The organism is Viridibacillus arvi, from assembly GCF_001274945.1.
GTDB lineage: Bacteria > Bacillota > Bacilli > Bacillales_A > Planococcaceae > Viridibacillus > Viridibacillus arvi.
This window is the reverse complement of record NZ_LILB01000005.1, coordinates 111,896-136,819: the sequence shown is the minus strand read 5'-3', so window position 1 is coordinate 136,819 and position 24,924 is coordinate 111,896. Positions and strand designations below refer to the sequence as shown.

General features: G+C 34.6%; 18 protein-coding genes, 4 tRNA genes and 2 pseudogenes. 18 read left to right on the top strand and 6 right to left on the bottom strand.

The genetic code is table 11. The features are described 5' to 3' along the window. Nucleotides 1-47 precede the first annotated feature (47 nt). Nucleotides 48-1,172, top strand: coding sequence for a methyl-accepting chemotaxis protein (locus AMD00_RS10035; protein WP_245639491.1), 1,125 nt, complete (start codon nucleotides 48-50; stop codon nucleotides 1,170-1,172). 268 nt (nucleotides 1,173-1,440) lie between these two features. Next, the gene (locus AMD00_RS10030; protein ID WP_053416943.1) at nucleotides 1,441-3,090 is read left to right on the top strand and encodes a pyridoxal phosphate-dependent decarboxylase family protein; all 1,650 of its coding nucleotides are present in this window, start codon (nucleotides 1,441-1,443) and stop codon (nucleotides 3,088-3,090) included. Nucleotides 3,091-3,857: 767 nt separating this feature from the next. Here the strand turns inward: AMD00_RS10030 and AMD00_RS22865 are convergent. Next, nucleotides 3,858-5,211: pseudogene (locus AMD00_RS22865) on the bottom strand (IS3 family transposase). Between the two features lie 525 nt (nucleotides 5,212-5,736). Here AMD00_RS22865 and AMD00_RS10015 point away from each other — a divergent pair. The 3 genes from AMD00_RS10015 (at nucleotide 5,737) to AMD00_RS10005 (ending at nucleotide 7,833) form a co-directional block, all read left to right on the top strand. After that, nucleotides 5,737-6,333, top strand: a complete 597-nt coding sequence (locus AMD00_RS10015; RefSeq protein ID WP_053416940.1) for an AmiS/UreI family transporter — start codon at nucleotides 5,737-5,739, stop codon at nucleotides 6,331-6,333. A gap of 206 nt (nucleotides 6,334-6,539) precedes the next feature. Then, on the top strand, nucleotides 6,540-6,866 hold the full coding sequence (locus tag AMD00_RS10010; RefSeq protein WP_053416939.1) for a nucleoside triphosphate pyrophosphohydrolase: 327 nt from the start codon (nucleotides 6,540-6,542) through the stop codon (nucleotides 6,864-6,866). 322 nt (nucleotides 6,867-7,188) lie between these two features. Beyond that, nucleotides 7,189-7,833, top strand: a complete 645-nt coding sequence (locus tag AMD00_RS10005; RefSeq protein WP_053416938.1) for a copper amine oxidase N-terminal domain-containing protein — start codon at nucleotides 7,189-7,191, stop codon at nucleotides 7,831-7,833. Nucleotides 7,834-8,099: 266 nt separating this feature from the next. Here AMD00_RS10005 and AMD00_RS09995 read toward each other — a convergent pair whose 3' ends face one another. Beyond that, nucleotides 8,100-9,338 (bottom strand): sensor histidine kinase, encoded by a 1,239-nt coding sequence (locus AMD00_RS09995; protein ID WP_053416936.1) that lies wholly within the window; start codon nucleotides 9,336-9,338, stop codon nucleotides 8,100-8,102. Continuing rightward, a complete protein-coding gene (locus AMD00_RS09990; RefSeq protein ID WP_053416935.1) occupies nucleotides 9,331-10,008 on the bottom strand; it encodes a response regulator transcription factor in 678 nt (225 codons plus the stop codon). The genes AMD00_RS09995 and AMD00_RS09990 overlap by 8 nt, the downstream gene beginning before the upstream one ends. Nucleotides 10,009-10,329: 321 nt before the next feature. Here AMD00_RS09990 and AMD00_RS09985 point away from each other — a divergent pair, with 321 nt between their 5' ends. Next, nucleotides 10,330-10,803 (top strand): DUF2231 domain-containing protein, encoded by a 474-nt coding sequence (locus AMD00_RS09985; protein WP_053416934.1) that lies wholly within the window; start codon nucleotides 10,330-10,332, stop codon nucleotides 10,801-10,803. A 351-nt stretch (nucleotides 10,804-11,154) separates the two neighbouring features. After that, nucleotides 11,155-11,454: a DUF3817 domain-containing protein gene (locus AMD00_RS09980; protein ID WP_053416933.1), complete on the top strand. Its 300-nt coding sequence runs from the start codon at nucleotides 11,155-11,157 to the stop codon at nucleotides 11,452-11,454. Nucleotides 11,455-11,555: 101 nt separating this feature from the next. On the opposite strand, the pseudogene AMD00_RS23980 reads toward AMD00_RS09980, so the two are convergent. Further along, nucleotides 11,556-11,796 (bottom strand): annotated as a pseudogene (locus AMD00_RS23980) (transposase); the annotation flags it as partial. Nucleotides 11,797-12,112: 316 nt separating this feature from the next. Continuing rightward, the gene (locus tag AMD00_RS09975) at nucleotides 12,113-12,844 is read right to left on the bottom strand and encodes an IclR family transcriptional regulator (RefSeq protein WP_053416932.1); all 732 of its coding nucleotides are present in this window, start codon (nucleotides 12,842-12,844) and stop codon (nucleotides 12,113-12,115) included. A gap of 135 nt (nucleotides 12,845-12,979) precedes the next feature. Here AMD00_RS09975 and AMD00_RS09970 point away from each other — a divergent pair, with 135 nt between their 5' ends. The 8 genes from AMD00_RS09970 (at nucleotide 12,980) to AMD00_RS09935 (ending at nucleotide 18,665) form a co-directional block, all read left to right on the top strand. Continuing rightward, nucleotides 12,980-13,849, top strand: a complete 870-nt coding sequence (locus tag AMD00_RS09970) for a dimethylarginine dimethylaminohydrolase family protein (protein WP_053416931.1) — start codon at nucleotides 12,980-12,982, stop codon at nucleotides 13,847-13,849. 13 nt (nucleotides 13,850-13,862) lie between these two features. Next, the gene (locus tag AMD00_RS09965; RefSeq protein ID WP_053416930.1) at nucleotides 13,863-14,624 is read left to right on the top strand and encodes a dimethylarginine dimethylaminohydrolase family protein; all 762 of its coding nucleotides are present in this window, start codon (nucleotides 13,863-13,865) and stop codon (nucleotides 14,622-14,624) included. Nucleotides 14,625-14,648: 24 nt separating this feature from the next. Continuing rightward, nucleotides 14,649-16,079, top strand: a complete 1,431-nt coding sequence (locus tag AMD00_RS09960) for an amino acid permease (RefSeq protein ID WP_053416929.1) — start codon at nucleotides 14,649-14,651, stop codon at nucleotides 16,077-16,079. Then, the gene (locus AMD00_RS09955) at nucleotides 16,076-17,683 is read left to right on the top strand and encodes a M20/M25/M40 family metallo-hydrolase (protein ID WP_053416928.1); all 1,608 of its coding nucleotides are present in this window, start codon (nucleotides 16,076-16,078) and stop codon (nucleotides 17,681-17,683) included. The genes AMD00_RS09960 and AMD00_RS09955 overlap by 4 nt, the downstream gene beginning before the upstream one ends. A 625-nt stretch (nucleotides 17,684-18,308) precedes the next feature. Next, nucleotides 18,309-18,383, top strand: a tRNA-Gly gene (locus tag AMD00_RS09950). Between the two features lie 6 nt (nucleotides 18,384-18,389). Then, nucleotides 18,390-18,482: transfer RNA gene (locus tag AMD00_RS09945), tRNA-Ser, on the top strand. 30 nt (nucleotides 18,483-18,512) lie between these two features. Further along, nucleotides 18,513-18,589, top strand: a tRNA-Met gene (locus AMD00_RS09940). Between the two features lie 3 nt (nucleotides 18,590-18,592). Next, nucleotides 18,593-18,665 (top strand) — tRNA-Phe (locus AMD00_RS09935). Nucleotides 18,666-18,840: 175 nt separating this feature from the next. Here the strand turns inward: AMD00_RS09935 and AMD00_RS09930 are convergent. After that, the gene (locus tag AMD00_RS09930) at nucleotides 18,841-19,440 is read right to left on the bottom strand and encodes a TetR family transcriptional regulator (RefSeq protein ID WP_053416927.1); all 600 of its coding nucleotides are present in this window, start codon (nucleotides 19,438-19,440) and stop codon (nucleotides 18,841-18,843) included. Between the two features lie 219 nt (nucleotides 19,441-19,659). Between AMD00_RS09930 and AMD00_RS09925 the strand changes: the two genes are divergently transcribed. The 3 genes from AMD00_RS09925 (at nucleotide 19,660) to AMD00_RS09915 (ending at nucleotide 24,892) form a co-directional block, all read left to right on the top strand. Further along, nucleotides 19,660-21,213 carry an AMP-binding protein gene (locus AMD00_RS09925; RefSeq protein ID WP_245639547.1) on the top strand — a complete coding sequence of 518 codons (1,554 nt, stop codon included), beginning with the start codon at nucleotides 19,660-19,662 and terminating at the stop codon, nucleotides 21,211-21,213. Nucleotides 21,214-21,237: 24 nt separating this feature from the next. Further along, nucleotides 21,238-22,575 carry an MFS transporter gene (locus AMD00_RS09920; RefSeq protein ID WP_053416925.1) on the top strand — a complete coding sequence of 446 codons (1,338 nt, stop codon included), beginning with the start codon at nucleotides 21,238-21,240 and terminating at the stop codon, nucleotides 22,573-22,575. Between the two features lie 211 nt (nucleotides 22,576-22,786). Then, a complete protein-coding gene (locus AMD00_RS09915) occupies nucleotides 22,787-24,892 on the top strand; it encodes a bZIP transcription factor (RefSeq protein ID WP_053416924.1) in 2,106 nt (701 codons plus the stop codon). The last annotated feature ends 32 nt before the right edge of the window (nucleotides 24,893-24,924 follow it).

Genomic DNA, 24,924 nt, shown 5'->3' with positions numbered 1-24,924 from the left:
ATTAAGTCTAATTCAATAATTAATAGGAGTTAGGAGATATATTTATCATGGATGCTATTATGCTAGGAATAATTGTTATCTTAGTGGGGGTAGCGGTGTATTTTGCTTACCGTTATATTTCACTAAAACATCATCTTCATATTAATAACGAAATAATAAATGGAATGAAAGAAATATCAGCAGGTAATATTACAAACAAAGTTGATGAAAGAAGTTCTAATCATGCTGTGTTTAACCAACTAATTGATTTTTTCAGCAGTACAAGGAAAAGAATTTTGTCATTTTCAAAAAATGTACATGAAAAAGGAGAAAATCTCGCTGAAATCGGTGAATATGCTTCTGAGAAAGGCGATATTGTTAGAGCGGCTATTGATGAGGTAGGTAGAGGATTACAGAAACAATTAGTAGCCACAGAAGAAAGTGCTGAATCTATGGAAGAAATGGCACAGGCTGTCGAAGATCTTTCAGTGAGATCAAGTCAAATTTCAGAACAATCGAATACAACTTTAGAATTGACACAAGAAGGAAACGAGAAGTTAAAAGATTCCTTAGAAAAAATGGAACAGTTTAATCAAACGGTAAATACAACATTTGATGCAATAAATAAACTCGGAGAAAAATCTCACGAAATCGGCACTATTGTAAAAGTGATTTCAGGGATTGCAGAACAAATTAATTTATTGGCATTGAATGCAGCAATAGAAGCTGCGCGAGCGGGGGAACATGGTAAAGGATTTGCGGTTGTTGCTGATGAGGTTAGAAAATTGGCCGAACAATCACGCCAGTCTTCTTCTGAAGTATCAAATATTGTAAAGAATATACAAGAAGAAACTGAAAAAGTTGTCAAGTCAATGCAACAGGGAACAGAAGAATTTAAAGATACAAATGCGAACATTGTAGAGGTTGGAACCATGTTTGATGAGATTCTATCTACTACAAAGATCATTGCTGAAAATAATGAATATTCTTCTGCAAGTACAGAAGAATTATCTTCTGCTTCTCAGCAGATAATGGCAACAATTGTTGAGATTGCTTCTATCTCTCGAGAATCTGTTGAAATGTTTGAGGAACTAATAGAGATTAGTGATGATGAACTGCAAACAATGGAAAAACTTGTTCAAGAAGCAAAAAATCTTGTAGAGTTAAAAAATGATTTAGACAAATTATTATAACCGTGAAATCATGGTTTAGAAACTGCGGAAGCTAATGTGGGTCAAGATGATGAAAATAAGGTTAGTGTAGCAGTATAAAGATATTCATCTTGCTGGCAGATAAATAAAAGGGTGCTTCTCACAGGTTGATCCAACTTGTGGAAAGCTTCTTTTTTATACCAGTCAAGTATCGAATGTAGGATACATATTATTTTACAGTTGTTATTTTCTATTAAAATATTTAGATCTAATTGCTAACTTCTAGCAAAAACACCAAGGAGCTAAAATGATGAAGAAATTACAAAAATTGTTTCCTAGTATGGACGGGAATGAATTTCAAAGAGAGGAAACATTGTCTTACTTTAGGACGGTTTTAACGAAAATAGATGAATTAAAGGATCCTAACAAACTAACGCTAGGTGAAATGCCCGAATACACAGAGGGTTACTATAATCGTATCATTCAAAATGCAGATGTTCCGAAAACGGGTGTGCCGATGGAGGAAGTGATTCAAGAGCTTCTAAAATTGGTAGAAGGACACCGGTTCGTCAATCGAAATTATGTAGCCAACGCAGCACCCCTACCGAATATCGCTAGTATTATCGGAAATTTAGTAATGGTGCTAGTTAATGGGAACAATATTTGGGATGTGGAAGGCCCAGCAGCAGCTACAGCAGAAGTCGAAATAACTAGTATGCTATCCAAACTTATAGGATACGACGAAAGCATCAGTGCTGGATATACAACTTGGGGAGGACAAGGGGCTGTCTTTAACTCTTTACGTCTTGCCATTGCCCGTTACGCGCCGTCGTCTAATCAAAATGGTGTACCGCAAAATCTCTATTGCTTCTGTTCGGAGCTATCACACTACAGTCTGTATAAATCTGTAGAAGCAACTGGGATTGGCGTAGAAAATATGATTCGCGTGAAAGCTAATGCTGATCATTCTATGAATCTAGAAGATTTAAAAGAAAAAATGGAGTATGTTATTGCAAAAGGAGGCATCCCTCTTTATGTCCTTGCCACAATGGGAACTACTGATACATTTGGGGTTGATGACCTCGAGGGAATTAAGCGTATAGCGGAAGAATTAGAACGCACAAATGGTATATATCCAATCTATATCCATGCAGACTCTGCTATGGGAGGCATGTATACTTTCTTTAATAATTACGACTTTGAAAGTAATCCTTTGCGATTTGAAGACAATGTTAATGAGGTATTGAAATCCTATCAACAGAAGTTCAAACATATCAAGCTTGCAGATAGTATGGTCTTTGATTTTCATAAGCTTGGACAAACGCCATATATCACGAGTTTATTTTTAATTAAAAATAGAGAATATCTTAAGTATGTTGATTTAGATGCAGAGGAAACGCCATATGTAGGGAATCGTGGTTATGGTAGCTATCATACAGGCTACACGCTCGAATGCTCGCGAATGGGAAGTGCTTTGACGATTTATGCGTCTTTATTAGCATTTGGAATTGAAGGCTATCAAGAGCTTTTAGCCAACTATATTCGTGTCAATATTACATTTAGAGAGATGTTAATAAAAGAAGTTCCGAATATGGTGATCACGAATGAAGTTTCGCCGATTACAACATTCCGTTTTTATCCTGAAAATACAAAATGGAATGATGAATTGAACGGACTTTTAACCTTAGAAGAAATAATGGAAATCAATCAATTTAATGACGAGTTTGCAGAGGTAATTGGTGAAGAACGAGATACTGTCTTCTTTGGAAATACAAAAAAGCAGCGTCTCGTGGAAGTAGTAAACTCAAACAAGCGTATATCCGTATATGCACATAAATTTTTTGCAATCTCGCCATACACAACAATAGAAGAAGTCGAACGTTATGTTGGATTTCTAAAAGAACACCAAGAATATTTTATTAAAACAAGAAGTAGTGAAAATATACTTATTAGAGCCTAAAGAGGTAAGCTGAAAGGTTTAGGACAAGGTTTCTGATCATGTAGTAGATAATGTTAGAAAATTGTTTCGCCATAAACTTCTAATGGTATCTACAAATAACTAAATAAATGTCTACTTATAAAGACACTTAAATGTTTATTGATTTACGTTATTACTAAACATGGAGGTGTCTTTTTTGCATTCAGAATTTGAATTACAGGCAGATTCATTAATGTTGCATTACGAATCTAAGCAATTATTCTATTGTATGATGCAAGAAGATTTGAATTTTGAATAAAATCGATTTTGATAAAGAACCTTAGTTCCTAATAATGCAAAGATAGGTATGTGTTTTTCGGTCACAAATTAGCAGAAGACTTTTTAGATTGGTTGAAGTATAGGGACTTTAGCAATATATGTGGTTCAATATGAATTGAGAAAGTGAAAAGTATAAGTGGAAAATAAAAACTTATCTCTATGTACTTTAATAATATTAAGGATTATTCAGGATTTTTCCTACTGTTTCTTTAGGTTGGCACCACCTATGTAATCAGACTATATAACGTCAGTAGCTCAACCTGAAGAAGTTGATAAGTTAGTTGCTGTTTATTAAACAACGGTCGATACGGCCGTGTTGACAACAAAGAGCAGTTTTGAGGAGCTATTGCTAGAAGTACTATATTGACATAGGAGAAAAAAGATATATAAATAACGGGCATATTAGTTGAAAAACAGGGTGGATACTACATGTATGAAGTGACCCCTAAAAGTTAGACACGGTTATTTCATTAGGCAGCTTTGATAAAATGAGTTCGGTATTGCACTGGACTCATTTTTAATTTTGCCTTCATCCGTTTCGTGTTGTAATAATTGATATATTTATCTAATTCCTTTTTAAATTGCTCGGCGCTTTCAAATTCCTTGAAGTAGAGGAATTCAGACTTCATAATCCCGAAAAAATTCTCCATAACTGAGTTATCGTAACAGTTTCCTTTACGAGACATACTCTGCACAATACCTCTCGATTCTATGATCTCTCGATACTGTTTCATTTGGTAATGCCAACCTTGATCTGAATGCATTAATAACTGGTGCTCAACTGGTAAGCGTTCTAAAGCCTTATCCAACATCTCTGAAACAAGCGAATACGTTGGTCTTGAATCAATAGTATACGTAATAATTTCACCATTAAATAAATCTAATACAGGTGATAAATACAGCTTCTCGCCAAATAATTTAAATTCCGTGATATCTGTCACCCATTTTTCATTTGGCGCATCAGCTGTAAAGTTCCGATTCAAAATATTCGGCGCAATTTTACCGACCGTTCCCTTATATGATTTATATTTTTTCATTCGTACCACACACTTTAAATCTAGTTCTTTCATAATTCGTTGTACTTTCTTATGATTTACCTTTTGCCCACGATTCGCAAGTTCATCACGAATACGACGGTAGCCATAACGGCCTTCATGTTCTTCGTAAATGGCTTTGATTTTAACTTTTAAATCGGCATCTGGATCTGGACGATTCATCTTATTTACTAAATGTAATAAGTGCTACGTGGAATTTCTGCGAATGCCACGAGCGCCTTCACTGAGTATTTATGCCTTAATTCACAAATGACCTTTACTTTGTCTTCCTTGGTGATTTTTCCTTGTTTTGAACTAAGGCATTCAACTTTTTTAAATACTCGTTTTCCATACGTAAACGTTCGATTTCTGCTTGAAGTGCTTCTGTAGATCCTTCGACTGGTGCTTGTTTTAATTGTTTATTTGATTCTTTTTTCATTGAGGGACGCCCCTTTTTCTTTGATTGAAGGGCATCCATTCCTTGTGTTTCAAGTTGTCTTCTCCAAACAAGAATCGTTGAAGGAGCCGCTATTTTAAAGATAGCTGCCGTTTCATTTAAGGACGTACCGTATTCAATCATAAAATTTAGTACGTTTAGTTTAAACTGTTGTGTGTAATTTGTATATTGTTTAATAAATGCTTCAACACCATTGTGCTCATATTGTTTCACCCATTTATGAATCGCTGTATCATCTACACCAATAGATTTTGCGATAACCATGTAACTTTCTTTTCCTTTTAAAGCTCGTTCAACTGCATTTAATTTTTCTTCTGCCGTAAATTTAGCCATAGAAAAACTGCACCTCCAATTGTGAGATTGTGTCTAACAATTGGGGTGCAGTTCAATATTGTAGATCAAGCTCTGTTTTTTTTGACTGTTTTCTCAAGGATTGTTGTTGTTCAACTCCCATTAAAGAACGTAAACATCATTCAATTCTGTGGTGTAGTGTTAATTTTACACAACATGGATGGCTAACGGAGTAGTTTAGTTTAATAAGTACAAACTGAACTTGTATATGTAAATTTTAAAAGTAAATGCAGTTCCACAGGAATTGAAAGTGAGAAGCATAAGTGAAAAAAACTTATCACTATGAACTTAAAAAACCTAAGGATTCTCAAGGGTTTTTTCTACTGTTTCTTTAGGTTTAAAGTGTATTCTAAAATCGTAGAAAAAATTCAAACCTATGGAGTGATAGAGTGCATGAAACCTTTCATCCTTACTTGTAAATATCTATAAAATTCAAAGAAAAAAGAAGATAAAACGTAATGACAACAAACGTTCAACATGTACATTACAGCAAAGGAGATTTTTATTATGAGTAATGTTGGATTACTTTACGTTGGAGCTGTCTTATTTCTCAATGGAAATATGTTACTAGGAAAAATTGATGGAAAAAGCGCTGGTATTTTTAATTTATTTGTAGGTACTCTTCAAGTATTTACACCAATTTACTTGATCGTAACAGCAAATGGAGACACTAATACGATTCTTTCAGCGTCTGGCCTCTTTTTATTTGGATTCACGTATTTGTATGTTGGTATTACTAATTTAACCAATATCCGTAACATCGGAATTGGCTATTATTCACTTTGGGTTGCTATTCTAGCCATAGGGTTTGCTGGTATTAACTACTTTCACTTTCATGACATCCCTTTCACGATCATATGGCTTATGTGGTCCTTCCTATGGACATTATTTTATCTAAATATGGCAAAAGGAAAAGACATCGAAACATATATCGGTTGGGTTGCCATTATGCAATCATGGGTGACCGCAACTATCCCTGCCTTCTTAAGCCTAACTGGCATATGGCAAGAAATCAATACAGCTGTTATTGTTATCGTGCAAATAGGATTCTTTCTCTTCTTTATCGTCCTATATTTTATCCTGCGTAGAAAAAAAGAACAATGAATTAAGACACCACCAATATGATATTGGTGGTGTTTTTTTATTATGTAGGTAGTTCACCAATAAAGGTATACTTATTTAATACTGGTACTGAAGGTTTTATTTAAGTGTTCGAAATGTGAACGATTAAAGAAGAGTTATCAAACACTGTGCATCAAGTACTATTGGAGAAGCAAGATTCTATACCGACATAGAAGGAGTTACTAAAAATGCCCACATACAACAAACTAGTACGAGATTTAATCCCTCAAATAATTGAAATGTCTGGAAAAGAATGTACAAGTCGTGCTCTAGCACCAAAAGAGTATTTAGCAGAAATCAAATTAAAAATGCTAGAAGAAGCGCTTGAATTTAAAGAAGCAGAAAAACCAAAAGACGCTATTGAGGAGCTCGCAGATATATTAGAGTTAGTTCATGCTTCGTTAGCTGTTTATGAGATTTCTTATGAGGAATTGGAACAGATTCGTTTATCAAAAAAAGAAGAACGCGGTGGATTCTCAGAGGGTATCTATTTACTAGAGGTTGAGGGTGACTGACCTATAATACTTAATACTTTTAACATTTTATGTTTCAAAAGAAGCCCAAGAACTCGGACTTTACAGACCTGTAACTGTCGATTGCATACATACTTTGAAAAGAAGATGAAGAAGATGAAGAAGATGAAGAAGTTGAAGGAGTGTTAACGTACAACTTATTGATATTGAAGTACAGCCTATCCCCAAATGCATAACCTGTTTTTTTATATAAATCAATCTTTACTCCACTTGTAAAGAAAAAACTACCTTCCCCCTCATATTTTCAGTTGAATTTCATAATAATCAATTAAAATGAAATCAAATAAATAGTGAAGGTGATCAAATGTATAAAAAAATTCGCTTAGCTGTAATGCTTTTCTTTTGTGGGACATTAGTAGACGGGGGCATAGTGAAAGCTAATGATGACCACAAAAATAAGTATGAAGATGCATACGAAGATGATGAGGAAGAGTATGAATACGATGATGAAGATTACTATTCTGAAGATTTGTATGAAGATGAATACGATGAATCAAGTAATAACGATAAATTAATGACCAGTGAAAAAGGTACTTGGAATATATGGACAAGAAACTTAGCAAAAAGTAAAGAGGACTTACCTTTTACAGATTCTAAAACAGTCCAGTTAAAAGTTAGTGCAGAGAAAACTGTTAGGGATATTTACGTAATTCCAAAAGAAGGGGAGTTTTTTGTTCAAGGGAAATTAGTTTCAGAGTTTTTAGGCGCAAAAGCATCATTTTATAAAACTAGTAGAATTTTAGAGGTGATTTCTAAAGAAACAAAATTAATATTCCGTGCGAATACTAACGTGGTCTATGAAAACAATGTTAAAAAGCCTTTGCCAGCAATTTCTTTTTATATAAACGAAGAAATTTATTTGCCATTAAGTACAATTGCAAATGGCTTAGGTTATGAAGTTGAATGGCAAGAAAATGACAATATGTTTTTATGCCAAAAATTATCGTAAAAACATAAGGGAATGGATTAGCAATTTTGGATTTCTCTCCTACTTTTATTTTACGATAGCAGTTATATTTGGTTTGTTAAGAAAGTCTTCGTATGTTAGGCAAAATAAAAATATCTTCTATCAAATCCATCAAAGTGAAGGGGGAAGGGCTTACTCATTTTGCGCGGGTAAAAAAAGGCGGAACTCCAATGATAATTGAATATAGAAACTATAAAAAGCGCTTTGTAAAATCTCTCGTGAAAGAATACAAAGCGCTCGATTTTTATCTATAGAGTGGGAAAAGTAATAGTGAATGTTGTACCTTGTCCAATTTGACTAGTTACATTAATTGTTCCATTATGTTGTTCGACAATCGCTTTTGCGATAGAAAGTCCTAAACCTGTACCATTGCTTTCGCGAGCAGAATCACTACGATAGAAGCGATTAAAAATTAACGGAAGATCCTCTGGATGAATGCCTGTTCCAGTATCTTGTACAAGGATTTTAATTGAAGATTCTTCTTGTACAAGAGTTAATGAAATAGTCCCTTCACCTGTATATTGAACGGCGTTATCTAGCAAAATATAGATTAATTCTTGAATTCTTGTAGAATCACAGTAAAATTTGATGTTCTTATCTATATTTTGGGTAAATGTTACGGATGAATTAATAGTTCTTTCAAATTTATTCCCCAAATTTGTTAGTAACTCAGAAAGAGGAGTAACTTCCATGTTTAAAGGGAATTGATTTTGATCATGACGTGCTAGGAATAATAATTTTTCCAAAAGGTCTTTCATTAATTGGGATTCTTCTTTCAAATCAACTATTAATTCTTTTCCAAATGGACTCAATTTCTTGGCTTCATCTGTCTCTAACAAATCCAACGAGCTATAAAAAACGCTTAGAGGTGTTCTTAATTCATGCGATGCATCAGAGACGAATTTCTTCTGCTTATCGAATGATTGTTTAATAGGAATCATGGCTTTTCCAGCTAAATAGTTACTAAGTAATCCGATGAATAATGAGAAAATACAAGTTAAAACAATTAGCAACCAACTCATCTTTTGGAAAAAGTGATATTGTGTTGTAATAGATTTCCCTAAAATGATATAACCTTCAACTTTATTTGAATTTTTTATAGGTTTTTTTAATAATAGAAAATGTTGTTCATGCCACTCTAAATGACGTTTAGTACTCTTTGAGGTCTTCTCTTGTTGGAACATATTCTCAAGTTCTTTATACAATTCTTTATATGACTCGTTCCCGTGTACTAATACATGATCTTTTGTATAGATATAATAGAAGAAATCACGATTTGGGTCATAGGACAAGTGTTTTACTTTATCATTTTTGTGTTCGAAAAAGTCGTGCTGTTCTTTTAAATAATAGGATTCGAGTTCTTTTATTTGCTCATTTTCCATCAGCTTTGTAAGTGAAAAATAGAGCACAACAATAAAAACGAGGATAAATAGAAAATAACAAGCAGCATATAACATCGTTAATTTCTTTCTTATACGATTAAACATAAGAATCTCTCAATTTGTAGCCAATTCCTCTTACATTTTGAATAATTGATTGTCGTTCATTTTCATCTATTTTTTTTCGGACAAGCTTGACTAGAGCATCGAGTGCATTATTTGAGATATCTTGATCATATCCCCATATATGTAAAGAAATTTGATCACGCGTTAATACTCGACCTTTATTAATAAATAAATATTCTAATAGGAGAAACTCTTTCTTTGTCAATTCAATTTCTTCATTGTTTCGTAATAGTTTCCGTGAGTCTAACTGCAATAGGAAGTTATCTGCTTTTACAACTTGTTCAATAGGCTTATCTTTTCTTCGTAATAATGCCCGAATTCTTGCAAGTAGTTCTTCCATTTTAACTGGTTTTACTAAATAATCATCTGCCCCCATATCTAACCCTTGAATAATATCGGCTGTGTCATCTTTTGCTGTCAGTATTAATATGCCCCCTGTGTATCCCTTACGCCTTACTTCCTGACAGACTTCAAGACCACTGAGTTTTGGCATCATCCAATCTAAAATAAGCAGGTCATACTCATTATACATAGCATAATTTACTGCATCTTGCCCATTACCCACTGCATCAACTTGGTGAATTTCACGTTTTATTATTTGAACCAAATTCTTTCTTAATCTGGCATCATCTTCTGCTAAAAGTATTTTCACAACTATTACACCTCTTTAAAGTCATACATAATGTTTAAAATTGTACACGTCATTAATGAAAAGAAACTGAAAAAACGTTTCGATTGATAATTACTTAACATTATAATGGAAAATGGTTAAAACAAGTAAAGGAGTTTACTCCATATACTGCTAGCTTTACTATTAAAAATAATTCGCATGTCCAAGCAGATTTTTCAAAACCTTAATAAAGCTTTAACTAATAGAAGCTAAACAAATTGAATAACTAAAAAGTATATGAAAATTTCAGGCGTTTTTCAGTTTAAATGAGTACGATTTAAAAAAGAGAGGAGATTGATCTTAATGCCATTACATCCACTGATAGTCCATTTTCCTATAGCACTACTTGTATTTGGAGCAGTTATTGAAATTGTTAATGTTGTTTTCAAAAAAGAAACGCTCAACCAATTCGGAACGCTTTTAATAACCTTTGGAGTTATTTTGGGAATATTTGCACTTTTAAGTGGGGAGGGAGCAGAAGAGTTTGCTTTTCAAAACTGGGGACAGGGTTTACATAATCAAGTAGATTTACATTCGTTTTTCGCCAATGTATCCATTATTTTATTTGGTATATTAGCTATTATCAAACTCTTGTTCAAGCACTCCATTCTGAGCTGGAGTGGCTCTGGATATAAACAAATAAATAAAGGAATTATTTCAATAGTTATTGTATTTCTAAGTATCTCAGGTATAGTATCTCTAGCAATTACAGGTGATTTAGGTGGAAAACTGGTTTATGAAAACGACAACATCTTAATGGATAAAACTACTAAATAATTGTTTTTAAATAAAATGAATAGTTATGTTACACAAACAAGTTAAGACTCTTACGTCTAACACCTCCAATTTAAAGCCTTATGAGATGAATTTTAGTTGTCGCACGGAAAAAGATTCATAATCCGTGGATATTCAATATATTATTAGAGTGGAAAATTATGGTTAAATATTTCGAGTCCTTTGGAAATTATCGCATCTTCATTTTGACACAAGATTCCACAGGCTTTAGTCAATAATCAGACACAACCTACTTTCTTTTTAAATAAACAATATTGTACGGTAATGTAAAATTCGATAAGCTAGTAATAACTTCTGATTTTATCGTAGTAAATTGTTTGTAGGAGAGAAATTATGCTAAAAAATCCTGTTGGTCAGCTGAGATTAGCTGGCTATTTTGACGGCATTTCGCTATTAATATTATTATTTATTGCGATGCCGATGAAGTATATGTTAGATATTCCGATGGCTGTTCGTATTGCTGGTGCGGCACATGGTTTCATTTTCGTCGCTTACGTTTTAGTTATTTTATATGTAGCAATTCGTGTTCGCTGGAATGTTATTTGGTCATTGCTAGCATTTGCTGTAGCATTTATCCCATTTGGAAATTTCATTTATGATATCAAATTAAAAAAACTTGAACAGCGTTATTAAAAGAGGCTGGGACATAAATAGTTTCAGTTCACGTAAAATATCGAGACTGCATGTTGCAATCTCGATTTTTGCGTTTGATTTTGACAATATGTGATGGAAAATTATCCTCGTACCGCATATTTTCTTAAGTTTACGGCCATTAATGAGAGACCAATATCGTTTTCAACTTTCTATTTTCCAAGAACAGAAAATTACTGTTTTTTCTTCTGAAAGCTTTGCTCTTATATAATCTTTTTGTTGCTCCCACTTTTCATTAAACATGGGCTTACGATTTGTACCTTCTCTCGCTTTTGTACATAACTCATGCAATGGACAACCCGTACAGTCTTCACATTCATAGATTTAATTAAAATAGATGTGTTTCATTAGTTGTTTGAAGCGAAGGAGAAGGCTGGAGCCGTGCCCGCGGAAAGCGTCCGCCGTAGCGGAGAACAACGGCTACGAAGTAGACTAAAAAACAAAGCCTCGAAGATTTTACTGATCGTAAAATTTTCGAGGCTTTTCATTTTTGAGGTTAGTTGTTTTGTCCCAGCCTCTACTTGGTTATTTTTAAATAATATGAATTCGAGAGACTTTAAAAAACTTAAACGAAATGTCTTCTGTTAACTCAATTGTGTAAGAAAAGGGGAGCATAAGGTTTATTTCTTAAATTTAATTCTTATAAAAAACCAAGTTGTTGTGAAATTCTCGCTGTAGTTTGCAACAATTCCTGTTTTAAAAACTCAATACGTTCCTCATTAAGTGTAAATTGTAGAACGCCTATACTTACAGCGCCTAGTACTTCACTATTTCTTTGGAGGATAGGTGCTGCGATGGAAGCTGTACCTTCTGTTTTCTCCTCATAACTGATTGCATAACCATTAGCCTGAATTACTAATAATTTTTCAAACAATCCTTCCATTTCCTTTGGTGTTAATGCTTTCTTTACACAGTCATGTATTTGCGCTTTTGACATACAGGCAAGCATTGATTTGTTAGCGGCTCCAATATGCATCGGTATTCGCATTCCCAATTGATCGACAATTCGTATTCGGTTATTTGGCGCATCAATCCGTTCGATCACCATTGCTTCAGTTCCAATTGGTTTACTTAAATAAACGCTTTCATTGACGATATTGGCCAATCGATCTAATTCAGGACGAATGGTCGCTACATAATCGAAACGGTCATATAGTTGAAGACCAAATTCTAGCCAAACATTACCTAGTTGGTATTTTTTTGTTTCGTTATCTTGAACTATAAGTCTATGTTCAATTAGTGAAGAGAGCATACGGTGCAAAGTCGCCAGCGGTAATTTTGTTTGTTGTGTTAATTCGGTAATAGTAATGCCGTCTTCTTTTACATTAGAAACTATTTCAATTACTTGCATAATCCGATCAATCGTTTGCATAAAAGTCACCTCTAGTAATATTTTCAGATTTATTAAAATATATTGACATTATAATATATTTTTCATATATTCTAAATATATAGTTTCCTTTTAACGGAAAATTTTTCCGTTCATCGGAAAGGAGGAGGGGTAAGTATGTTTTGTGATTCAATGTACGCACCTTTGAAAAGGGTTATTGTGAAAAGTCCCGAGGCCGCTTTTATTAACCAACAGCATCTTCAAGAGAATTGGGAGAAATATTTTTATCTTAGTGAACCAAATCTTAAAGAAGCTATAAATGAGTACGAATCGTTTCTAGATATTTTAAAAAAGCATGTTGAAACGATTGATTTCTTGCCACAAAACGAATCTGTCGGTTTGGATTCTTTATATGCACATGATCCGGTGAAATTCACACCGCACGGAGCTATCATCTTACGTTCGGGAAAAGAATTACGACAGCCTGAAGCAGATGTATTTAAAGAGTTTTTGACAGAAAAGGATATACCGATCATCGGTAGCTTAAAAGGGGAAGCTATTTCAGATGGTGGAGATATCGTCTGGTTAAATGAGCGGACAGTAGCAATTGGGAGAGGTTACCGTACGAATGATGAAGCGATTCGTCAGCTTACAGAAATCTTCAAGCCTTTTGTAGATGAAGTGATGATTGTTCCTTTACCACATGATTTAGGTGAAGAAGCTTGCTTACATTTAATGTCTTTCATCAGTATTGTGGACAAGGATTTAGCGGTTGTACATTCAAGATTAATGCCAGTCTTCTTGCGCCAATGGCTTTTAGAAAAAGGCTTTACTCTACTTGAGGTGCCAAATGATGAATACGATACACTTGGTTGTAATGTTTTAGCAATAGCACCAAGAGTATGTGTATTACCAGAAGGCAATCCGATTACAGAACACCTATTGAAAGAAGCAGGCGCTACAGTTTATACGTATAAAGGCGATGAAATCACAGTAAAAGGGACAGGCGGGCCAACGTGTTTAACTTGTCCAGTTGAAAGATACTAAGGGGGAAAATGAAATGTTTTCAAATGTTATTGTAAAAAAACCAGGTAAAAGTTATGTAGAGGGATTAACAACTTCTGATTTAGGTACTCCAAATTACGAAGAGTTATTAGTACAACATGAAGCTTATGTTGAAGCGTTAAAAACTTGTGGCGTAGAGGTTACTTATTTAGAAGCAGATGAAGCATTCCCAGATTCTACTTTTGTAGAGGATACTGCTGTCTTAACAAAAGATTTTGCAGTTGTATCAAACCCGGGTGCAGCTAGTCGTAATGGTGAAATTGTCGAAATGGAACAAGTTTTAAAAGGCTTATATGAAAAAATCTATTACATCGAGAGTCCAGGCACATTAGATGGTGGCGATGTATTGCAAGCAGATAATACTTTTTACATTGGTATTTCAGAGCGTACAAATCAACAAGGTGCGGAACAATTAAAAGCTATTTTAGAAAAAGAAGATTACGTGGCTCATATTGTACCACTTAAAGAATTCTTCCATTTGAAAACAGGAATTGCTTATTTAGGTGACAACAAAATGGTTTTAGCTGGCGAATTTGTAGAGGATGAATTATTTTCTTCATACGACAAAATCGTTATTCCGAAAGAAGATGAATATTCAGCGAACTGTATTTTAGTCAATGATTTTGTCATTATTCCTGCAGGGTACCCAGCAACAAAACAAAAAATTGAACAAGCTGGATATAGCGTTATTGAATTACCAATGAGTGAGTTCCAAAAACAAGATGGTGGCTTAAGCTGCTTGTCACTTCGCTTTTAAAAACTTACATGGGGTGGGATGGGTATGAATGATCAACAAGGGGTGAATGATTCAAACCAATTAAAGAGATCCATGAAAAGCCGTCACTTATTGATGCTATCACTTGGGGGAGTGATTGGTACAGGCTTGTTTTTAAACGTTGGTTATACGATTAATCAAGCAGGTGCTGGTGGTGCAATTATTGGTTACTTAATTGGTGGATTTATTTTGTATATGGTGATGACTTGTTTAGGTGAGCTTGCCGTGCATATGCCTGTAACTGGCTCATTCCAAACGTATGCAACAAAATATATACATCCATCTGCAGGTTTTTCCCTTGGCTGGATGTACTTTGTAGGTTCAGCTGCTACCGCAGGTGTTGAATTTACAGCTGCGGGAATATTAATGCAACATTGGTTTCCAGATGTAGCAGTTTGGATATGGTGTGCACTCTTTATGTTACTGCTGTTTTCATTGAATGCTTTGTCTACAAGAGGATTTGCTGAAACAGAATTTTGGTTCTCTGGTATTAAAGTAGTGGCAGTTGTGATCTTTATTATTATTGGCATAGCCGTCATTGTAGGCTGGGTTCCTATTGCAGACCGTCCAGCACCGCATTTAACAAATTTAGCGCCAACTCAGTTATTCCCAGCTGGGATTGCTATTATTTTTGTCACGATGATGAATGTTATATTCTCATATCAAGGTTCTGAATTAGTAGGAATTGCGGCAGGGGAAACAGAAAACCCCCAAAAGAATATTCCGAGAGCTATACGTACGATTTTAGTTCGAATCATTCTTTTCTATATTGCTTCAATTATTGTACTATCTGCTATTTTCCCATCTAGTGAACTTGGTTTATTAGAGAGCCCGTTTGTAACTCTATTAGATTTAGTAGGGATTCCATTTGCAGCAGATATTATGAATTTCATTATATTAACAGCTATTTTATCCGTCGGGAATTCATGTCTCTATGCTTCAACTCGATTATTATGGGCAATGTCAAAAGAAGGAATGGCACCAAGAATTTTTGGAAAAGTCAATAAAAACAAAATTCCTTTTAACGCTCTTGTATTCACAATGGTATTTTCATTGTTATCACTTTTAACGAGTGTTATGGAAGCAGATACAGTGTTTGTATTGCTTATGTCTATTGCTGGAATTTCAGTTACGATTTCTTGGATGGGTATCGCATTATCGCAGTTAATGTTTAGAAAACATTATTTAAAAAACGGTGGGCAACTGAAGGATTTAGGTTATCGAGTAAAGTATTATCCGTTTATTCCTCTTTTTTGTATCGCATTTTGCGCGTTGATTTTAGGGTTTCTTGCATGGGATTCCACGCAAAGAGTGGGCTTAGCTTATGGGGTAGGGTTTTTCATAGCTTGTTTAATCTTTTATCAAGTAAGGCTAAAAGGGAAGTCCTTTGCACCTGAAGATCAAAAAGTGATTGTTGAAAAAGGGAGCGAGATATGATGTGGGGTACATCCAAGCAGTTACGAGAATTAATATGTGAACTAGTCAGCTGGGAAAGTCAAACATTGACTACTGGAGAACAGCAATTTTCAAGGAAGTTACAAGCTAAATTACAGCAGCTAACTTATTTTGAACAGCATCCACATAATATTGAATTATGTGATGTTGATAAAGGGCGCCAAGTTGTATCTGCTTTATATAAGCATCCTGATGTACAAGAAACGGTAGTTTTAATCAGCCATTTTGATACGGTACAAATCGAAGAGTACGGTTCATTAATGCCACTTGCAACAATGCCTGAAGAGCTTACAAAAGCCTTTTTAGCAGATCCAAATTTATTACCTAAATCCGCACAGAAAGATTTACGATCAGGTGATTATTTATTTGGTCGAGGCGTAATGGATATGAAGATGGGACTAGCACTTCATATGCAATTGATTGAGCGTGCAATTGAAGAAAAATGGAAATTGAATTTACTGTTAATAACAGTACCTGATGAGGAAGTAAACTCTGCTGGTATGCGACAAGCGGTAAAACATATTACACATTTACAAGAAAAAGAGAATTTAGAAATAGTCTTATTTTTAAATAGCGAGCCATCATTTTCACAAGGACCAGCAGATTTACAGGAATATATTTATTCTGGAACGATTGGTAAAATCATGCCTTCAGCCCTTTTCTATGGTAAAGAGACACATGTTGGAGAACCATTAAAGGGTATTACAGCCCCTTATATGAGTTCTTTCTTAACACAGGAAATGGAATGGAATGATCGATTCTGTGAAGAAGATTACGGTGAAAAAACACCACTCCCAGTTTCGTTACAGCTAAAAGATTTAAAAACGCAGTATTCAACGCAAACACCTTATCGGGCTGTAGCTATGTATAACGTTTTCTTATTGAAACGTAGTGCGGGTGAAATCATGTCGATCTTTGAATCTGTTGCAAATGAAGCGATGGCTAATTGTCAGAAGAGATATGATGAACTTTGTCAAAAACAAGGTATTGACGGTGTAGGTAACATACGTGTGATTAAATTTGAGGAATTGCAAAGCCATGCACTTGAAAAGCTGGGTGAAGCAAAGGTGAATTCAATAATCGAGAAAGTAATTGGGCAAGAAGAGTGGGATGATCGTGAGAAATCATTGCGCATTGCAGATCAATTAATGATTCACTGTCAAGAACTTGCACCAGCAGTTGTATTGCTGTTTGCACCACCATATTATCCGCCGGCGAATTCTTCTGAAAATCCGTTGATTAATGGTGCAATTTCATTATTGCTAGGAGAAGCCAAGAAATATGAAATTCCATTAGAACATATTCATTATTTCAATGGAATTTGTGACTTGAGTTATTGTCAATTTACAGCGGATAAAGATTGGAAAACGTATGAAAAAAACACACCAGTTTGGGGACAAACATATTCAATACCATTTAAAGAAATGGAACAATTCACTGCACCCGTATTAAATGTAGGACCTTTTGGAAAAGATGCACATCAAATTTCAGAGCGTCTACATGTGAAAAGTGCTTTTGAAGAAATGCCAGAATTGTTATACAAATTATTACAATATGTCAGTTCAAGCAATAAGATAAAAAGTTAAAGAATCCAATTAGATACATTAATTAGTATTGAGGATTTTGCCGTCTATTCTGAAGTGGCTCCTGCATCACCTTAAATTTAAAATCGATGAAGAAGCGCTAATCTATGGCGTAAAGTATTTTGAGGAACTTGCAAATCGCTTATGTCCTTAAAGTAATAGCATAATAAAAGATACGTCTCGTCATCAGAAAATTGATGTATGAGACGTTTTTTTGTGGGTAAAATAAATGAAAGCTATTTTGAAAGCTATGTAGTGATAAGTTGAAATTCAATGCATTTAATGACGCATGCAAAGTAATTTATTCAGAAATTGATATAGGTACATTTAGAGGTTTTGCTATATAACAATAATGCAGTTATGAGTAGAGGTCTTAAAATCAGACTAAAAAGTATAGTCGAGAAGAATAAAATAGAGATTTAGAATAAAAGAAAACCCATCTAGAACTACAGTAAACATGACGATACTCTAGATGAAAATAGGTATGTGGTGGCACAAATGGAAACGCTGTATATTTGTTATTTTAGTATACCTTAAAAATTAAATATTCTAACATATTATTTATGTGTTGACGGATAAATGTATTATGTGTTAAATTAATTTATGTACTAAAGAGCACATAACAAATGCGGAAGTAGTTCAGTGGTAGAACACCACCTTGCCAAGGTGGGGGTCGCGAGTTCGAACCTCGTCTTCCGCTCCAAAGTACGGAGGAATACCCAAGTCTGGCTGAAGGGATCGGTCTTGAAAACCGACAGGCGGGTCATACCGCGCGGGGGTTCGAATCCCTCTTCCTCCTCCATTTTTTAAATAGGGCTTTCAATAATATTATCGCGGGGTGGAGCAGTTCGGTAGCTCGTCGGGCTCATAACCCGAAGGTCACAGGTTCAAATCCTGTCCCCGCAACCAATCGGGTCAGTAGCTCAGTTGGTAGAGCATTAGATTGAAGCTCTAAGTGTCGGCGGTTCGATTCCGTCCTGACCCATACATAATTAAGAGTTATCCTACTAGTCTAATTGACTTGTAGGGTAGCTCTTTTTTGTTGTCTAATTTTGAGAGTGATAGCTACCTATGTAATGAACAATAGGGAGTAGTAGTTACAAACAGTGATGTTGATGAAAAAATCCATGATTAGATCCCAATATCCTTATCTCTTCTATTTACTTTTTTAATCCATTTAAGAAAATCCGAATAAATTGATCACTCTCTTGAACAAGGTCGTAATCTTCTCCGAATAGCAACCAGTCGTATAGTGTACCACGCATACATCTACTTATTAGTAAGGATGTTCTTCTAATTTGGAGGTTGCTAGAGAGCTCATTTTGCTCAATTCCTTCTTGTATGTAACCCTCAATAATTTTGTAAAGTGTACGTTCCATATTTACAAAAAAGTTGTGTTCGTTTTCAATAAGGCCACTCATATAAACTGTACGCATTAAATCTTTACCAAGTGATTCTTGTAAGTAAATCATTTGACCCTCGAAAAGCCTTAGAATTTTTTCGTTAAAAGAAATGTTTGATGGAAGTGACTTCGTAAATTCCTCATAAAATTGATCAATTTCTTTAAATTTCTCCAAAAAAACACCGTATTTAGAATCGAAATGAACATAAAACGCACCTTTGGATGTGCCACTATTTTTAGCAATTTCATCGATTGTTACATTGTTAAAACCGTTTTTGCTAAATAACTCTAGGGCTGATTTTAGAATTTTTTTCTTCGTTTTAAGTGCTTGATATTGCCTTTGTGTTAGTTGGTTCATAGTTTTCTCCCTTCTTTGTCTGGTATGAAAGTATATAACCTCAATTTACCCTATTCAAAAATTAAAATAAAGTTTAATTAGAAAATTCAGAAAATTATTGACATTGCAAATATATGTAATTAATATAAAAACTATAGTCAGTGACCGTAGTCTGTGAAATTCTAACTTACAAATGAAAACGCTTTAAATATATATAGGGAGGTAAATGTTTTGGATATTATGGGTCATATCACATTAAGAAGTTTACTAGAAGAAAGAACGCAGATGTATCCCGAAAAGACCTTTTTATTATTTGAAAATGCTAGTGGAGAGCAAGAAGAGCTTAGTTACATGGATTTTCAAAAAAGGGTGACGAAACTCGAAAATGTATTTCTAGATTTAGGTATTCAAAAAGGTGATCATATTACATTACATTTGCCAAATAGTATTGATTTTATGGTTGCATGGTTTGCAATCGGAGGGATTGGTGCCATTATGGTACCAACAAATATTCTATCCACAAGTGATGAAATGGAATACATACTGAGCCATTCTGAATCAGTACTTCTCATGACTGAAATGGAATATATACAAAAGTTTGAAGCGGTTAGAAAGAAGTTACCTTTATTACAAAACATATTGTTAACCCGATTTGAAGGAAATCATGAGCATGCTCTTAATGCTACTGCATTAATGGAACAGGCTTCTGAAAAAATGGAACGGGAAATTGAAATCTTTTCTGGTGATATAGCTGGAATGCTATATACATCGGGTACGACTTCAAAGCCAAAAGGCGTTCAAGTGACGCACGCTAATTATATTTATGCAGGAGAGATGATAGCGCAATCAATTTCCTTGCGTCCAGAAGATCGTCAGTTCGTTGTGTTACCACTTTTCCACGGTAACGCTCAGTATTATTCGACAATGTCGGCTCTAATTGTTGGGGCAAGTGTGGCATTAACAGAAAAATTTAGCGCATCGAGATATTTCAAGCAGGCTAAAAGGCTGGGTGCTACGGTTGGCTCACTGTTTGCAGCTCCAATTAGAATGATTTTAGCACAGCAATATGATTTAGAAGACCAAAAAAATAGTTTACGTTTAATCATGTTTGCGCAGTCTGTTGCTGAGCATCAGCTTGATGAATTTGAGCAGAAATTTGATATTCAATTACTTCAAATGTACGGTATGACAGAGACTATTGGGGTACCTTTGATCAATCCGGTACATGGCATAAGAAAAAATATGAGTATTGGTAAGCCGAGTATTGGGTATGAAGTGAAAATTGTAGATGAAAACGGTGTGGATTTACCTGAAGGTACTGTTGGACAAATTGCTGTTAGGGGAGTACCCGGTAGAACGTTGATGAAGGGTTATTTTAAAAATGAAGAGGCAACAAAAGAAGCGCTACAAAATAACTGGCTACTGACTGGAGATAATGCTCGAATAGCGCAGGATGGTTATTTTTACTTTATCGATCGTATGAAGGATATGATTAAGCGTTCAGGAGAAAATGTTGCTGCAAATGAAGTGGAGAGCGTACTAGTGGAACATTCCGATGTATATGAAGTGGCGGTCATTGGTGTTCCAGATGATATACGTGATGAGGCAATTAAAGCCTTTGTTATTTTGAACGAGGGTGCACAGGTGAGCGAGCAGATGCTCATAGAATTTTGTAAATTAAAGCTAGCGAAATTTAAAGTGCCAGATGAAATTGAGTTTGTGACAGCTTTTCCAAGAACACCTGTTGGAAAAATTCAAAAGCATATCTTAAGACAATCAATACGTACGAGCTAATCAACTATTAGAGGGAGGCTTTATATGAAAAAGAGACGATTACTTTTTGCAAGTCTAGCAGGGTCTGTAATAGAGTGGTATGATTTCTATCTTTATGGGACGGCAACAGGGTTAGTGTTTTCAACATTATTTTTTCCAACGGGTGATCCAGCAGTTTCCATTTTGATTGCCTTCGCAACATTTGGAGCAGGTTATGCAGCCCGTCCTATCGGTAGTGTTATTTTTGGACATATGGGAGATAAAATAGGTCGGAAAGCTTCTCTAATGTTGACCTTAATAGGTATGGGAGGGAGTTCGTTTTTAATTGGTTTATTACCGACTTATGCGCAGGTAGGGGTATTAGCACCGCTACTATTGGTTGCATTACGATTGATACAGGGAATTGCCCTTGGTGGTGAATGGGGTGGAGCTGTATTATTAGCGACTGAATCTGCTCCAAAAGGTGTGCGTGGTTTATTCGGCTCGATTCCACAATTAGGTGTTCCTTTAGGTTTAGTTGCAGGGACATTTAGTTTTACATTAATCAGTTCGTTAACGACAGAGACGCAGTTTATGGCTTGGGGCTGGAGGTTACCGTTCTTGTTCAGCGCAGTATTAATAGTATTAGCGATTTGGATTCGAAGTGGTATTGAGGAAACACCAGAGTTTCAACGTCAAAAGGATCAGGGCGAATTGGCGAAGGTGCCGATTGTTGAAACATTCAAATACAACTGGCGTGATGTGTTACGCATTATTGGCTTAAAGCTAGGTGATGGCTTTTTCAATGTATTCTTAATGTCCTTTATATTAGTATATGCGACATCTTATTTGGGCTATTCTAGAGATACAGCATTAATGGCATTAACAATTAGTTGTGCAACGATGATAATAACGATTCCTATTGTCGGTTATTTATCTGATTATATTGGTAGAAAGACTATTTATATCGTTGGCCTAGTTGGCATGCTTGTACTATCGATTCCGTATTTCATCATGATTCCTCAAAGTGTAACGATGTTCTACTTTATGCAGGTTGTACTGTTAGGAATTCTTTGGGCTACAATTTTTTCAACTCAAGGAACACTATTTTCAGAGCTATTTCCAGCTAAAGTCCGTTATACGGGTTTGTCTGTCGGTTATCAAATTGCAGCTGCCATCGTTGGCTTCGGGCCAATGCTATGGGCTTCAATGAGTGCAAAATACGGAGCTGCTCCTTATATATTTGGAAGCTTTATGATAGGTGGTTTATTATTATCACTAATTCTAGCGATTTTCGCACCTGATACGAGGAAGGTCACACAATATGAGGATCATGTAGAAGATGATGTAGATAGTGATGAAAGAATAATTTTAACTTCTGCAAAGCCATTAGAAATTGACTAAAAGAAAATCCAATATTTATTTTATTTCGAAAAGCTTCCGATATAACGTCGGAAGCTTTTTCATATGTTAAGAAGAGGTTTTAATTAAGCTTGGAATTGATATATCACTTTTTATAAAAAGTGTAATTTTACATCTTTTTTAACTATAATTATTGTTTTGTGTAAAAACAATGTGTATAATGACGTATATATTAAGTAGGAGGTGAGTGTAAATGCATTCAAATAATTTAGAGAAACGGCTAATTGAATTAGAGCAGGAAGTTTCCATATTAAAGAGGGAAATGGCTCAGCTACAAAATCAAATCGATCCACGGACCAAAAGAGTAGAAAAAGCTGAAATCATACATACTGAAATGAAAACTGTTATTAAGAACGAGCTGCTCAAACAGCAGCCAGTGCAGAAAGTGGAAGTAAATAAAACACCACTTCAAGAACCTAAAAAAGAAATGTCTATAGAAGAGATGCTAGTTTGGTCATTACCAAAAGTTTTTATGATTATGATTGTATTTGGTGTCTTATGGGGACTAAAGTTAATTAGTGATTATGGCATTTTAGCTAATGGTTTTAAAATTGCATTAGCGTATGTATTCTCTCTTGTTTTGGTTGGGCTAGCATACTTTATGGAATATAAAAAGAAACGTCAAAAAGCACTGTACATTACGCTTTACGGCGGTGCATTTATCATCGGTATTTTGACGACGGCTGCTGGAGCCATCTTGTATGATGTTTTACCTTTATTTATTGCTCTAATCGTTGCAATACTATATATTGCATACGGAATTGTTATTAGTTATATGAAAAAGAGTGAAGTACTGACTGTTTTTGTAGCATTCACATCTTTACTTCTTCCGTATTTACTTGAGTATATGGCATTTGGTGAGACTATTATATTAGGCTTTATTGTTTTATTATTTGCATGTTTACAAATTGTTATTTGGAAGCATCGACAAATAATTGCACTATATACAGGGTTACTCTTTTCGCAAATGGCAGTATTAATTGTTGGTTTTATGAATAATTATCAAGAGATTGCATTTGGCTGTACATTTTTAATTGTATTAGGAATTTTCTTGTACAGTTGGATTCGGTTTTATGAAGCTGAACAAAAAATATCAACGCTATATGAGAGTCTACTCTTTAGTATTGGTATGATTAGTTTATTTTTCATTAATTTAATAGCTGTTAATTATACTAGCTTTTTCTTACTAGTTTACATGATTGGTTTCATCGCTCTTGGGAGTTATGCTTATTTAAAAAAGCAGAGAAGACTTATAGATGTTTTCAGTACAGTGGCATTAGTAGCTGTGATGAATTTCTTCGTTCAGTTAGAAGTAGCAACTAATTTGAAAGAGTTCTTATTACCATTCACTGCATTTATCAGTTTGCTATTAGCCCTACGTTTACGTGCTAGCATGATGAAAGTAACAAATTCGCTTATATTCACAATTATTGTTTTGTTTGTCTTTTTAGATAGTTCAGTCGAGCCATTTTGGCGCTTTGAAAATATCAATCAATTACTCATGATTGTATACATGCTTGTCTTATTTAAAATTGCAAATCGTCCAAAAACTAAATTGGGGCGTTTTGAAAAAGCAATGCAAGAGTTTGCAATATTAGAGATTGTGCCGATATTAATTAGCTTCTATGTATTCGCCTATATTGCTAAGGTAGATTATGGATATTTTCATATAGAAGGTGAGTTACCATACTTCTTATTAATTGTCTTAGCTGTTACAACTATTACAGTACTATTAATAAAGGAGAAATTTATCGGAAGATTTTTACCGGTAGTATTCCTATTTAGCTTCTGCTACTCAATGGTCTATGTTTTACCCGTATATGATATATCTGACCAGGTAGTTGCCAAAAATATCTTCTTGAGAATAGTTTATGTAGTTATATTTAGTTACATACTATACTCAAATTATAAAGGGAAAAATTACTTTGGAAAATGGCAAGAAATATTAAGGAAATCCGTGGAACCAATTATTTCTATTGGACTTCTTGTAAATATGATTGCAGTTATTACATTGCTATCACAAATTCATACAGTACATTATTTCGGTGAAAGATTCCTATATACAGGGCATACGATTATTATTCTTATTACTGCATGTATTGCCCTATGGATTAGTTCGAAAGGACAGCAAAAATTCATCCGTTATACAGGATATAGTTTATTAGTTTTCGGAATAGCGAAATTAATATTCTTTGATCTTTCGTATTTAGATTTACTTATTCGTGCAATTCTCTTTATTAGCATTGGTGGATTTGGCTTATGGTTGTCGAATAAGTTATTACAGAAAGAAGATTTGTAGTAGTTGATTTGTTTCATTAAGTAACATATTTA